Origin of the sequence: Endozoicomonas atrinae (assembly GCF_001647025.1) — a bacterium.
GTDB lineage: Bacteria > Pseudomonadota > Gammaproteobacteria > Pseudomonadales > Endozoicomonadaceae > Endozoicomonas > Endozoicomonas atrinae.
This window is the reverse complement of record NZ_LUKQ02000007.1, coordinates 23323-37880: the sequence shown is the minus strand read 5'-3', so window position 1 is coordinate 37880 and position 14558 is coordinate 23323. Positions and strand designations below refer to the sequence as shown.

Sequence of the window (14558 nt, the reverse complement as noted above, 5' to 3'; positions counted from 1 at the left end):
CAGTTAACCAAACCAAAGAAGTATTAATCCCTGAAATAAGGGTGCAGCTCCAGCTCTTTAAATGAACCCAAGGTGAATTTCGTCTTCTCATCGTAAAGCCACTGCAATAATGATCGAAGATCTGAAAACTCATCGCTTGCTTTACTAAAAATAAACGTCTTTAGATGTGGATTTTCATCTAAAGTGTAACCGCCTGAGAACTGACCACCTGAAGGCAAAATAACTGACATTGGCCATGGATTTTTTTCACCAAATTTCGTTGCCGTAATTTCAGGATTTTTGAGTGCCAGTGTCAGTAAGTGATGTCCTATGGTCATGAGCTCTCTCTTTACCCAATATTCGCTCATTCCTCTTGCACGACCAAAATCCAGAAGGCAAGGCATATTATCTGGCTTTATCATAATATTGGAGGCATGTGCATCAACGTGCATATACCCTGTATTCCAGAGTTCTTTATACTCATTCAATAAATGACGGGCAAATACTTTGATATTTTCCGGCTTAAATATAGGGCTTTCTTTAGTTTTCAGCTTTTCATGAAGGGTTACACCCGGGATATACTTGCTAAACGAAATAACAAAGGCAACTTCTGGTAAATTGGTTATGGTGACATTTCGATCCAATTTTCCTCTTACTATTTGCGATTTAGCAGCATTAGATGTAGTACGATATGTTTTTCCTTTGCTAATATCCCTATCGAGCAGATTTCCTGCCGAACTAGATGATGGCAACTTTCCAACAACATACTGACCATTTTTCAAACGCAATTTTAAGACAATACCGTCAGCACCTCGCGAGAGATAATAGCCACTGCTCCTTATAACGCCCTTGTTTTTATCCTTATCGCCCCAGCACTCATTCAACTCTTTAAGAAACTTAAGAGAATCATCATCCAGCTGGGTTGCTTCTTCTCTCGCTCCAGGAAAATTAGATACATCAACTGAGCAAGCTGCACTGACATCAGGATTGAAACGGGACCTTTCATTATGCATCAATGGAGTTATTTTGCCTGGCTTTCTAGCTATTTCCTTCTGAGTAACAGACTGTTCCCTTCCCGCTTCAATTGGTGATATTAAAGTATTAGCTGGCTTGCCATCAGGATTCTCAGGATAAACACATCCTCTATGACATCGTCCCGCAACCACAATAGGCACTAAAGCACATACTTCACCACCTGTTGCACCAGCCATACCAGTATTCTGTTTTGTTATCCGCTTTGGTGTTGCCACATGGTTACGACGTGGTATCTGTGATGAAATATCTCTACTGCTGAGAAGAGTTTCTGCCAGTTCATAAATAGTACGTATTGAAGTTCGGTAGTTTTCTGAGAAATCATCATTAACATAAGCAAAACGACCATGATCAGTCAGATAAACAGAGAACCCATTTTTTGTTCCTACAATGGCTTTTTTTTCATTGTTAATAATATATTCGCCCTGTTGGATTCGCCTTAACAGAAAATCGGTTTCTGTATTCATTTTTATACCTCAATTCAAATTAATTAAACTGGTAACTGATAACTGGTCATTAACTGGACTTTAACTTTTATAGGTAACACTTGATCCCTTTCTTGTTCATTGGGCATTCTGACTGAAAACAGGGAAGTGATTTCAGGACAGCTCCTTAGAGCATTAAATATGCCTTACCTGTGGAGGCTACGAGTAAGTCCCTTTTTCCAAAAATATCACCACTAATACCAAGGTTTACCAAAGGCAAGAGTGGACTTGTTCACACATTTCCTCTAACTGTCAGAGCTCAGAATTATGAATGATATCTCTTTAGAGTCACTAACCAGAGTGTCAATGTAACTGACTCGAGATTTGATGGATAATTTTACCGGGAACCTTCTGAGACCCAGTAAAATCAGTAAAAAATCATAAGAAAACTGATCGCCACCACCAGATTTTGAGCATTTATGACCCACTAAAACTTATACCAACTCTATGCTCTAAATATGAGATGACTCAGCTGCATCTGTCACGACCTTTAACTGCCACAGGGTTAGAAAATGTAATTGCTATGACTCTGATTCAGCCTATGTAAGGGTAGTTACGGTTACCCTTTCACATATTCAGACTTGCCAAATCACTGCCTCGGGTACGACACTATGCAGTTTTGATCAGCCACTGCAGCCCTCAATGACGATATCCGTACATCAAGAAAGAGCCAATACTGAAGACTTCCTGTCTATTTTTCTTCAGGACATCCCGTTGATGGATGTTCGCGCCCCTGTAGAGTTTGCCAAAGGCAGCTTCCCTACTGCTACGAATGCCCCCATTCTGAACGACCGGCAGCGCGATCTGATTGGTACCTGCTACAAGAAAGAAGGGCCTGAAGCGGCTGTAGCACTAGGCTATAAGCTGGCTACTGACGATGTTCGAGCACAGCGACTCGAAGACTGGCAATCATTTATTAATAAACATCCAGAGGGGTATCTGTTCTGCTTTCGCGGTGGACAGCGTTCCCATATTACCCAGCAGTGGCTTAAAGAATCAGGCTACCCTTACCCATTAATCAAAGGTGGCTATAAAGCACTGAGACGCTTTCTGATTGATGAACTGGAACGCTCCATTAAAGACATTCCGTTTATTATCCTCAGTGGTAAAACCGGTACCGGCAAAACCTACCTTATTCAACAGTTGCCTTACAGCATTGATCTGGAAGGTCTCGCGAACCATAGAGGCTCAAGTTTTGGCCGACGATATGGTGGGCAGCCCAGTCAGATCGATTTCGAAAATCGTCTGTCCATCGCGCTGCTGAAGCATCGCCATAAGCACCCCGGCATGCCTGTTCTGTTGGAAGACGAAAGTAAACTGATTGGCCGCTGCAGCCTGCCTCAGGAGATGCGGGACAAAATGCAGCAATCCCCGTTAATTTTGCTCGAAGAGACCATGGAAGAACGGGTAAAAATTGGTCTTAAGGAATATGTTACCGACAATCTTGCCGAGTTTATTGATGCTTATGGTGAGCAACAGGGCTTTGATCAGTTTGCCGAAGGCCTCTCCGGCAGCCTTTACCGCATTCGCCGCCGACTGGGTGGAGAGCGCTATCAGCAATTAACCGACATTCTGGAAAATGCCATTCAGCAACATAAAACGGATGGTGTAATAGAAGGCTATAGCCCTCTGATCAGTGACCTGCTCAGCAATTATTACGACCCCATGTATGACTATCAGCTGGAGCAGAAGGAAGGTGACATTATCTTCCGGGGAGATCGAAAGAAGATTCAGGAGAGCTACAGCACATTGCTGGTAAATAGCGATACAATAGCGCAAGCCTGAGCATTGATAAAATACTCAGCCTCACAGGGGAGTTTGAGGCTGTATTTATAGAGCAGCACCTCTTACTAGAAAAACGACGATAACAGGATAAAGCAGTGAGCATCGACTTCGATAAAGTGGTGAATCGAACCAAGACCTCAAGCCTAAAATGGGAACGTTTCAGTCCTGACGTTCTCCCTATGTGGGTAGCGGATATGGATTTTCAGTCAGCACCTGAAATCATCGAAGCACTGCACCAACGTATCGACCATGGGGTTTTTGGTTACACCGAGCCCGACAGTGAGCTGGAACAGCTTGTCGTTGAGCGCTGTCGCAATCTCTATCACTGGGATATTGAGCCGGAATGGATTGTCTGGACACCAGGCCTGGTATCGGCACTGAATGTCTGTGTTCGAGCCTATGCGGGCAAAAGAGAGGGGGTTATCTCCCCTGTTCCTGTGTATTACCCATTTCTGATGGCTCCAAAGCTGGCAGGACGTGAGCTTATTGGTGTCGAATGGATTAAGCAAAACGATCAATGGGTTCTTGATCTCGAAAGCCTGGAGCAGAAAATCACGCCCAGCACGAAGCTGCTGATGCTGTGCAACCCTCAGAACCCGAATGGTCGGGTATTTACCCGGACAGAGCTGGAAAATCTTGAGCAGCTCTGTAAAAAGCATGGCCTTGTCGTCTGCTCAGATGAAGTGCATTGCGACCTGATTCTTGATCGCCATGCCGAACATATTCCCTATGCCTCCATCAGCGAATTTGCCAGAGACAACTCAGTCACCCTGATGTCACCGTCCAAAACCTTCAACCTGGCCGGTTTCGGCTGTGCATTTGCCATTATTCCCAATAATCAGTTACGTCATCAGTTCAACCGGGTTCGTACCGGTATCGTACCTTCAACGGACAGCACTCTGATTGGTTACACTGCAGCAAAAGCGGCCTATCGTCATGGCGAACCCTGGCGGCAGTCATTACTGGACTATCTGCGTAATAACCATGATTACCTGCTGGAAGCCATCAATAACATCCCGGGCCTTTCCATGGAACCACTGCAGGCAACCTACCTGGCCTGGATTGATGTCAGCGAACTGGGACTGGAAGACCCACACCAGTTCTTTGAACAGGCCGGTGTAGGCCTCTCACCAGGAAAACAGTTTGGTGATGAAAATTACCTGAGGCTGAACTTTGGCTGCAGTAGATCTCTGCTGGAAGAGGGAGTTAAACGAATAGCCACAGCTGTTGCACAGCTCTGAAAACCACAAAGAGCACGAAGATCACAAAGAAAAGAAGGATTACTTTTGTGAGCTTCGTGCTCCTTATGGCTCAAAAATACTCTGTTGCCAATAGCACTGCCGGGCGTCATTATATCCGACCCAACAACTTGCCAGATTCACCGTGAAAGAAGCCACCACCCACTCATTCCAGTTTGAACAGATCGGTGTTATTCGCTCCTGTTACCGCCAGAAATTCGGAATCCCCCGTCAGCCAGGTATTGTCACTGCCGCTGAAGCCACACTGGAACTTATCCAACCCTACAATCAGGAAAATCTGGTACGTGGTCTGGATGGTTTTTCACATATCTGGGTCCATTTTATCTTCCACAAGACCATGGATGAAGGCTGGCGTCCGACCATCCGCCCACCAAGGCTGGGTGGCCGACAGCGCATGGGGGTGTTTGCTACCCGCTCGACACATCGCCCCAATCCTATGGGCATGTCCGTGGTTGAACTGCGTAAAATTGAATCAGGAAATGGTAAGTTGAAACTGCACCTTGGGGCTGTAGACCTTCTTGATGGTACTCCAGTTATAGATATCAAACCCTACCTGCCTTATGCCGACGCACTGCCTAATGCCAAGGGGGGCTTTGCTCCCTTACCCATGCAAATGGCCGAAGTGAAGTTCACCGATGAGGCCATGAATCAATGCCTGCGTTATGAACAACGAACCGGCAGACAACTGATTCTGCTGATCGAGCAGGTGCTTGGTCAGGATCCAAGACCGGCCTACCTGAGGGGAACCTCCGAACGGCGCCATGGCACCGCCTTATGGGATCTGAATGTGGTCTGGGAATACACAAACCATCACTTCCTAGTGAAAGAGCTGGAGCCCCTTAAACTGGATGAGAATACAAAGGAAGGTAATGGGCAATGATTATTCCCCATGACATGATTGAGCCGGAAACGCTTAAGAGTCTGATCGAAGAGTTCGTCAGCCGTGAAGGGACGGATAACGGCTATGACGAAACACTTTCCAAGAGAGTAGCGCAGGTATTATCCCGCTTAAAATCTGGAGAGATGGTGATCGTATTTGATCAGGAGAGCCAGACACCCAATATTCTGCACAAGGATGTTGCAAAGCAAATCCTGAGAGAGCTGGACGCCTGACCGTCGACGATGACTACCAGCTGGCACCATCGATAAACCCTTTGGTGCCTTTCTTCGAAAGGTACGCCTCCTCAAGCGCTGTAGATATTCTGTGTTTCGCCTGATTTCGATGTGGAAAACGCCCGAACATATACACCATCTGGTAGTGCTCAAAAGCTTTATTCAGCGCGTTAAGGAATTCATACGGATGATCAGGGTGTTCATTCAATGCTTTTAGATAATCAAGAGCAACCTGTTGTGAAGCCAGATTTTCATGATGCATCATGGGAAAAATAACAAATAACTTCTGATAGCCCGTGAAGTAGTGCTTGTGAAACTGCTTTTCCAGATTGACCTTCGCCGCATCCCGAGCCAAACCATCATAACGAAAAGCTCTTCCCTGGTTACGGAACATGTTTCGACTGAACTGATCAATCAGAATAATGTAAGCAAGGTTATCAAAAGGATTACGATGAATATCCCAGTCATGCTGACCAGAAACTACGAACTCAAAGAGTGATAGGAATTTCTCACGGGTCAGACGGTCAATCTCCTGGCTACCTGCCAGCCCATTTGGACCATGGGGAAACCATTTTTCATTGTATCGACCCGCCCCCCCCTGCTCCATGTCGGCATCCCACTCTTCAAACCAGAAGCGTAGAACCTCCAAGGCTTCAGGATTAGACCTGGCCAACCAGAATTGGCTGCTCTGATCAGAATCAAACCCCTCTTCGAAAACCAACGAGCATCCGAACAGGGGTAACTGGAAGGCCATTAGTAGCAGAAATGGCAGAAAAAATGTACGCGAAGGCATTATCAATTCCCTTTGGAATACCTTGGCAACAGACCAAAATGGGGCAATTACAACTTTATTTAAGACAACTTATTTTATCGACGACCCAGATCACTTTTACAGCCTGAAAGCCTTCTATATCCATTACAGGCTACAGCGGCGCAGCTGCTCACCATAGTCACTGGCTCTTCGTTTAACCGTACCGGCAGTATTCAGCAGCCATTTCTTTTTCTTGTGGGTTCCCTTGCGGTAACCATACCAGCCTTCATGGTAATTCAGGTACTGATGGTCCGCTGCCCAGAGTGAAGTTCCATTAATCTTGCGGGACTTATGGGTATACCAGCCAATAAAGTCGATGGAGTCGCCAAAATCTTTCCGGCTGGAGAAAAAGCCCCCTGCCTCTTTGACATACTGATCCCAGGTACCATCCTGAGCCTGGGAGTAGCCGTAGGCAGAAGAATCACGGGGTAATGGAATAAAGAGAAACCATGGGCGCGGAGGCTGGGCATCGTGCCGGTAAGATGATTCCTGATACATAATGGCCATCATGATCTGGATGGGCGTCCCCCAGCGCTGGTTTGATTTTTTGGCGTCTTTATACCAGCCACGTTTTTCTTTGAAGACACTACAGAGATTGTGGGGCTTCTCGGGTGGTGCCTTGGTGGCACAGCCTGCCAGTACTGCAGACACGATCAAAACAAACAGCTTTCGGCTCAGGTTTGACATTCAGCCGCCATCCTCCTAATTTCAGCCACAGAGATCACAAAGCACACAGAGAAAAGATAAGCTTTATTCCGCTTGATCAATTCCGACTTTCAGGAGTATTTATCGGAACTTTGTGAACTCCGGGGTTCAACTCAAATCAAATTGCCACAGGCACTACACGCCCCACTCCTGCCGCATCTGCATAAAATCATCTTCAGTGACGATGCGCACTCCCAGCTTCTCTGCCTTGACCAGTTTTGAACCGGCTTTTTCACCAGCCAGCAGCGCTGACGTTTTTGCGGAAACTGAGCCAGTCACCTTGGCGCCCAGCTTTTGCAGGATGGCTTTGCCTTCATCGCGGGTCATTGCGTTTAAAGTTCCGGTTAATACCCAGATTTCACCAGCAAGCGGTTGATCACCCTCTTCTACAACGGAAGATTCGGTTTCCCAGGCAACGCCTTTCGCCAGAAGCGCATCAATCACCTCACGGTTATGCTCCTGACGGAAAAACTTCTCAATATGACCTGCGACAATGGGGCCAACATCATCAACGGTTTGCAAATCTTCAACGGAGGCAGCCATCAACTTATTCAAATCTCGGTAGTGACCTGCCAACCCCTGTGCGGTTGCCTCACCCACTTCCCTGATACCCAGAGAATAAATAAAACGGGAGAGCGTGGTTTTTCTGGATTGATCAAGGGCATTGATCAGGTTTTCAGCCGATTTTTTACCCATACGTTCAAGGCTGGAAACTTCCAAGGCAGAAAGACTGAAAAGATCTGCAACCGTTTCTATCAATTTACGATCGACCAGCTGCTCAACCAGTTTATCCCCAAGGCCATCAATATCCATTGCCTTGCGGGAGGCAAAATGCTTAATGGCCTCTTTGCGCTGAGCGGAACAGAACAGTCCGCCAGAGCAACGCAAGATGGCTTCTTCCCGTTCCAGTTCAGAATCACACACCGGGCAGCGATCAGGAAACTTGATATCCCGGACGTCATCAGGGCGCATGGAATGGATTACCCGGTCCACTTTGGGAATAACATCACCAGCCCGGAGGATAACGACACTGTCACCTATTTTGATATCCAGGCGTTCAATTTCATCCATGTTGTGCAGGGTCGCATTACTGACCGTTACCCCTCCAACAAACACGGGCTGCAAACGGGCGACCGGAGTGATCGCACCGGTTCTCCCTACCTGAAACTCCACATCCTTAAGCGTAGTGATTGCTTCCTGTGCCGGAAACTTACGGGCGATAGCCCAGCGAGGAGCCCGGGCAACAAACCCCAAAGCCTGCTGCTGGGCAATGGAGTTAACTTTATAAACAATACCGTCAATCTCGTAAGGAAGCCCCTCACGCTTTTCAGCCATGGCTTGATAGTAGTCTTCACAGGCCTGAACACCTTTGACGACCTTTAATTCAGGGCTGATCCGTAATCCCCATTTTTTGAAGCAGGCAAGAATCTCACCATGCGTATCCGGCAGCACTCCACCATCCACAACGCCTGCACTGTAGCAATAGATCGTCAAAGGGCGCTTGGCCGTTATGCGTGAATCGAGCTGTCGTAAGCTGCCAGCAGCCGCATTTCTCGGATTTACAAACGTCTTCTCACCTTTAGCACTGGCCCGCCGGTTTAACTGCTCGAAACCGGCCTTCGGCATATACACCTCTCCACGGACTTCAAGACGCTCAGGCCAGTCATCCCCCATCAACTTCAGTGGGATGGACTCGATCGTACGAATATTCTGGGTAATATCTTCCCCGGTAGTACCATCACCACGGGTAGCCGCCCTGACCAGAAGGCCATTTTCGTATAACAGACTGACGGCGATACCATCGAGCTTGGGTTCGCAGGCGTATTCAATATCCTCAGTGGTACCCAGACGTTCTTTAACCCGGCGATTAAAGTCCGCCTGATCTTCTTCATCAAAAGCGTTATCCAGAGAGAGCATTGGCAGTTCATGACGAACCTGACCAAACGCTTTCAATGGAGTACCTCCAACCCGCTGAGTAGGAGAATCTTCAGTAATCAATTGTGGATATTCAGATTCAAGCGATTTCAAGCGGATAAACAACTTATCGTATTCGCTGTCCGGAATTTCCGGCTCATCCAGAACATAGTATCGATAATTGTGCTCACTGATCTGCTGACGCAGCTGAAGTATCTCTTGCTCTGCTAGCTCAGGGGAAAGAAGATCTGAAGAAGTCATGCTCATGGAGATTATCAAATGCAAGCGGGTTCTCTAAGAGAGAACCCGCTGTAGAAAACATCAGGCCGCTGGCTTCACCCTGAATGGCTATAGCCCGCCCGCAGGAATATCAATGCACCGGCTGTTTCGCCAACTGCTTGCGTTCATATTCACGAATACGCTGACGACAGTGCTCAAGGGTCTGCTGAGTCATCACACTGAACTGTTCATCTTTCAGTTCTCCACCCAGATCAAGGGCAAGACGACGAGCTGTCTCTTCCATCAGGGCAAATGCCTGCATGGGTTTTTCTGGCCCCGGCAGACTCATGAACAGGCTCAACGCCGGCGTTTCAGTGGCTTCCAGATTATCGATGGTAAAGGTACCTGGCTTAACGCCATTGGCCATACTGAATAAAATTTTTCCGGTACCATCGGCATTCGCATAACGATGGAAAATCGACATATCGCCAAAGCGCATACCTGAGGCCAGCATGGACTGCATCAGTTGTTCACCCGCAAAAATACCACCACCTTTTGACAGCACGTTGATGACAATCACTTCACTGGCAGGTGGACGGTCTTTTAATTTCTCAGCTTTTTCACGGCCTCCCAGATTGAGCTCTTTCTGCGGGTTCGAACTCTCTCTGGCCGAAACTTCACGTTCCTGAATCGGAGCCTTCCCCTGGCTGGCTGCCACTCTTGGGCGACCAACAATCTCTTCCGGCTCGGCATCCAGTCTGGACGTTTCACGAGAGCGAACAGATCGGTCAGAGCCTTCAACTCGTGAAAAGTCTTCAGTCTGTGAAAAACCTTCAGCTTGTAACTTATCCTCGGCAGATGAAAGGCGCTTTTCTCTTGCGGATTGCTGTGAGTCATCCAGATTCATAAGCACTGGAACAGGCTCATCCAGGTCAAGTGCCCTTTGAGCTCTCACTTTTTCCCTGGAAGTAGAGTCCCTTGCTGAACTTTCCTCAGCGTGTAATTCAGCTTCTCCAGCAGAATGACGGTGACGCTGTCTCAACGATTCAGGGTAAACAGGCGCTTCTTCAACAGCCCCTTCTGAGTAGTCATCGGAATAATCCCCCCCTGAAAACCCGGGTTCAACACGAGTTCTGGCAGAATCCTTTTTGGCAAACCCTTCTTTCAGAAGAGTTTCCTTCAGAGAACTGGGCCGGGCACCACCATTAGGTAGTTCACTGGAGAAATCATCGTCATAGCCTTTGACCTCCTCCAGGCCAAAGCTGATTTCCGATGACCTTTTTCTGGCCAGTCGCATCCTGCGATAACCGTCAGCCAATACGCCGGCGATTACCAGTATTCCTATGAGTATTAGCCATTCTCGCAAACTCATGTCCTTGCTGCCCTGTAGACCTTGAAACAACGCCCGAATTACAGTCTGCTTCCCTGTGATAACACTTTATGACAATAACCATTATGAAAAATAGACCACTGTCATTTATCACATCTGCATTAATTACTGCTGCAATCGGCCAACGTTGCAATATTACAATAAAAAAATAACAAATTAAGCTATGAACGCTTACTTTACGCGCTTTATAGACTGCTTAGTGTCAAAGTCATAGCTTATTTATCCAACTCTTAAGCATCCCACTATGGATACTTACAACTCAGCCATTGCCGCGGCCTGCTCAATATCCACCGATACTGGTCTGGACACTCCGGGCTCATGCATGGTCACACCCACCAGCTGGCTGGCGGCCTGCATGGCGATTTTGTTGTGAGTGATGTAAACAAACTGCACTTTATCACTCATTTCAGAAACCATTTTGGCATACCGCCCAACGTTGGCATCGTCCAAAGGGGCGTCAACCTCATCCAGCATACAGAAGGGCGACGGATTCAACTGGAAGATGGCAAATACCAGTGCAATCGCCGTCAGTGCCTTTTCACCACCGGAAAGCAGATGAATGGTACTGTTTTTCTTTCCGGGCGGCTGAGCCATTATAGCTACTCCGGTATCCAGCAGATCTTCACCGGTTAACGCCAGATACGCCTGCCCACCGCCAAATACCCGGGGGAACAACTCCTGCAGACCAGAATTAACCTTATCAAAGGTCATCTTGAACCGCTGACGGGTCTCCTTGTCAATCTTGCGAATGGCATTTTCCAGTGTATTGAGAGCTGACTCCAGATCATCATTCTGGGCATCCAGATATTGCTTTCGCTCTGACTGGGTTTCGTACTCTTCAATAGCCGCCAGATTGATGGCACCCAAACGCTCAATTCGTGCAGCGATCCTCTCCAGTTCCTGCTCCCATTGCTCTTCGGAAGCATCATCCGGAAGGTTCTCAAGTACCGTTTCCAGATCAAACTGATCCTCTTTCAACTGTTCAGCCAATGTTGTTCGACGAACCTGCATCCCCTGCCAGTCCATCCTCAGTTTTTCCAGCTGCTCCCGAACTTTTTGTGCCTGCTGCTCAGCACTGTGGCGAACCTTCTCTCCGGCACGAATTCGCTGTTCAACTTCTTCAAGCGCCATCCGCGCCTGCTGCATCGCCTCTTCTTCCTCAAGGCGTCTGGCCAGCATTTCCTCCAGCTGTTCCCGCAGATCACCTTCTGGAGAATTGGATTCTGACATGGACTCCCTGAGAAACTCCCGTCGCTCACGGAGCTTGGTAGACTGCTGGCTTAAACGCTCAATCGCTGCCTTCAAAGAACCAATCTGGGTATTGATGGATTGCTGGCGCAGAGCAAGCTGATGGGCGCGTTCTTTATCAAAACGTGCCTGATGACGCACCTCTTCAAGACGGGTCTGCAGCTTCTCACGCTGCTCCTGCATCACTTCCCGACGACCAATGTCTTCTTCCATATGGTCCAGCGCTTCCTGCAGGCGCATTCGGGACTCACCAATCACTTCCTGCTCAAGCTCATATTGCTCCCTGACTTCCTGCAGCTCATGTTCAAGGCGTCGACGACGCTCTGAAAACTGTTCAAGCCTGACCTTTCGAGCGCCGAGGTCGGCCCGAACCTCACCCTGATTCCGATTTAAATCGGACAGTTGCTTCTGCAGCTGTTCCCTCTGGGACTCGTGCTGTTCAAGCTTTCCTCTTGCGCTCTCAAGCTGCTCTTTCAATAGCTGACTGCTTTCTTCCAGAGTGATCAGCTTTTCACCCAGAGCATCCATTTCCTTCTGGCGCTCCAGAACACCGGCATTATTATCAACACCTCGGTTAACCCGCAGCCAGCCGGAAGAGAGCCAAATGCCATCCGGCGTGATGATCGATTCACCGGACTGGAGTTTTGAACGAAGGGAAAGCGCTGCTTCCAGTGAATCCGCGGCATAGATGCCTGCCAACAGGGGCAGAGCTTCCTGACCATTGATCACTTTGTCTGTCAGCAGTGGCAGCTCACTTAACGAAGGAGAATACCGATGGTTGGTACCTGCTTCCAACAGAACCAGAGATCCCTGTTCTAACGCACCCAGCGCATCAGCCACTGGATCAAGGCTATCCAGACACACTGCCTGCAGGCTGTCGCCCAGGACAGTTTCGACTGAACGTTCCCAACCAGTATCTACCTGAAGCTTATCCATCAAACGGGTATGTTCATTAAGCTGATACTGCTCAAGCCACTCAATGGTTCCTGTATCCTGATGCAGTGATGCCTGATGCAAGGCTTCCAGAGATGCGTGTCGACCACGCACCATGCTGAGTTCATCCCGGTTGTTTTCCAGCTCAGCCGTCAGGTTCTGTACCTGATCACGCTGCTGCTCAACCGCTTCGACACACTCTTCAATACGCAGCTCAACGGTTTCTGCCGTCAACTCAAGTTCGGTCAGCTTTTCCGACAGAAGGGTCATCTCCTCCTGATCTTCAGTGCCACCCAGAGCGGCTGACTCTTCTTTCAGACGCCCTTCCCGTTCCTGCAAACGCCCCATCACCTGCTCGGCATGATTGATACGGGACTGTTCAACTTCAGCGGTTCGTTTTGGCTCATGGGATCGCTGATTGAAATTATCCCACTCCTGCTGCCATCGCTGCATGGCCTCTTCTGCCTGGGTCAGAACATCACCGGAGTCCGACTCCTGATCCTGCAGCATGGCCAGCTCCGGCTCCAGCTCAATCAGCTCTTCCTGAAACGCTTCCAGCTGCTGTTGATCATCCGCCAGCTGTTCACGGGCTTCTTCCCAGCTGTGCTCCACCTGTTCAAGGTCGTGACTCAACTCTTTGGAGCGTTCTTCCCGATGCTGCAGGGTCTGTTCAATACGGGTAACTTCATTACCCGTACCGTAATAGCTGGATTGAGCTTCATGAAAACGATCGCTCAGCTCCATCTGCTGGACACGATCGTCTTCCATGGCGGCATCCGCCGAACGCTGTTGACTGATCGCCGCTTCCAGCTGGACCTCAAACTCACGGATAGCCTGTTCCTGGGACTGAGCTCCAGTATTGATGGTCTGCCATTTCAACGCCTGGAGCTGAGCCTTTTTAAGCCGCTCCTCAGCTTTGTACTCTTTGTACTTTTCCGCCGCCTGAGCCTGACGTTGCAGATGGCCAAGCTGACGCCCCAGCTCTTCCCGCAGGTCTGTCAGTCGCTCAAGGTTTTCATTGGTCCGGCGGATACGGTTTTCCGTCTCACGGCGGCGCTCTTTGTAGCGGGAAATACCGGCAGCTTCTTCAATAAAGACCCGAAGCTCATCAGGTTTCGACTCTACCAGGTTGGAAATAATGCCCTGACTGATAATGGCATAGCTCCTGGGCCCAAGACCTGTGCCCAGGAAGATATCCATAACATCTTTGCGTCGGCATTTGCTGCCATTGAGGAAATAGGTGTTTTTGGCATCCGAATTAAGAGTGCGCTTAACAGAAATTTCGCGATAGGCGGCAAATTCACCGGTAACCCGCCCCTCATTATTATCAAAAATCAGCTCTACCATCGCCTGATTCGCAGGCTTTCGGCTATTGGAACCCTTGAAAATAACGTCGGTCATGGATTCGCCACGCAGGTGCTTGGCAGAAGACTCCCCCATTACCCAGCGGACGGCATCGATAACATTGGATTTTCCACAGCCATTGGGGCCTACAACACCGCACATATTGGAGGGAAAGTGAACCGTTGTGGGGTCCACAAAAGATTTGAATCCGGCCAGTTTGATGGATTTTAAACGCATCGTTTCCTTTAGCTCTTCACTGTCGGGGCCCGGCTCTGTATAGAATATACAAGCCTGAATACTGACCAATAGTTCACGCTATGGGGCTTTATGCTCCGGTAAAA

The 14558-nt window shown here is 48.5% G+C and carries 10 protein-coding genes; 4 read left to right on the top strand and 6 right to left on the bottom strand.

The genetic code is table 11. The features are described from left to right. Positions 1 to 23: 23 nt before the first annotated feature. The gene (locus AK963_RS02195; RefSeq protein WP_066013747.1) at positions 24 to 1478 is read right to left on the bottom strand and encodes an AarF/UbiB family protein; all 1455 of its coding nucleotides are present in this window, start codon (positions 1476 to 1478) and stop codon (positions 24 to 26) included. Between the two features lie 660 nt (positions 1479 to 2138). On the opposite strand from AK963_RS02195, the gene mnmH reads away from it, so the two are divergent. The 4 genes from mnmH to AK963_RS02175 all read left to right on the top strand — a co-directional run bounded on the left by mnmH (position 2139) and on the right by AK963_RS02175 (position 5653). Then, positions 2139 to 3281 carry a tRNA 2-selenouridine(34) synthase MnmH gene (gene mnmH / locus AK963_RS02190; protein WP_066013746.1) on the top strand — a complete coding sequence of 381 codons (1143 nt, stop codon included), beginning with the start codon at positions 2139 to 2141 and terminating at the stop codon, positions 3279 to 3281. A 95-nt stretch (positions 3282 to 3376) separates the two neighbouring features. Beyond that, the gene (locus AK963_RS02185; RefSeq protein WP_066013745.1) at positions 3377 to 4522 is read left to right on the top strand and encodes a MalY/PatB family protein; all 1146 of its coding nucleotides are present in this window, start codon (positions 3377 to 3379) and stop codon (positions 4520 to 4522) included. Between the two features lie 142 nt (positions 4523 to 4664). Further along, the gene (gene tsaA / locus AK963_RS02180) at positions 4665 to 5420 is read left to right on the top strand and encodes a tRNA (N6-threonylcarbamoyladenosine(37)-N6)-methyltransferase TrmO (RefSeq protein ID WP_066013743.1); all 756 of its coding nucleotides are present in this window, start codon (positions 4665 to 4667) and stop codon (positions 5418 to 5420) included. After that, positions 5417 to 5653, top strand: a complete 237-nt coding sequence (locus AK963_RS02175) for a YheU family protein (protein WP_066013742.1) — start codon at positions 5417 to 5419, stop codon at positions 5651 to 5653. Before tsaA ends, AK963_RS02175 begins: the two co-directional genes overlap by 4 nt. Before the next feature lie 13 nt (positions 5654 to 5666). On the opposite strand, the gene AK963_RS02170 is transcribed toward AK963_RS02175, so the two are convergent. From AK963_RS02170 to smc, 5 genes are all read right to left on the bottom strand, one after another. After that, positions 5667 to 6446 carry a DUF924 family protein gene (locus AK963_RS02170; RefSeq protein WP_066013741.1) on the bottom strand — a complete coding sequence of 260 codons (780 nt, stop codon included), beginning with the start codon at positions 6444 to 6446 and terminating at the stop codon, positions 5667 to 5669. Positions 6447 to 6569: 123 nt separating this feature from the next. Next, the gene (locus AK963_RS02165) at positions 6570 to 7151 is read right to left on the bottom strand and encodes a transglycosylase SLT domain-containing protein (protein WP_083232396.1); all 582 of its coding nucleotides are present in this window, start codon (positions 7149 to 7151) and stop codon (positions 6570 to 6572) included. A 153-nt stretch (positions 7152 to 7304) separates the two neighbouring features. Next, positions 7305 to 9350, bottom strand: coding sequence for an NAD-dependent DNA ligase LigA (gene ligA / locus AK963_RS02160; protein WP_066013737.1), 2046 nt, complete (start codon positions 9348 to 9350; stop codon positions 7305 to 7307). 103 nt (positions 9351 to 9453) lie between these two features. Beyond that, on the bottom strand, positions 9454 to 10674 hold the full coding sequence (gene zipA / locus AK963_RS02155; RefSeq protein WP_083232395.1) for a cell division protein ZipA: 1221 nt from the start codon (positions 10672 to 10674) through the stop codon (positions 9454 to 9456). Positions 10675 to 10944: 270 nt separating this feature from the next. Further along, on the bottom strand, positions 10945 to 14454 hold the full coding sequence (gene smc / locus AK963_RS02150) for a chromosome segregation protein SMC (protein ID WP_066013735.1): 3510 nt from the start codon (positions 14452 to 14454) through the stop codon (positions 10945 to 10947). Positions 14455 to 14558 lie beyond the last annotated feature (104 nt).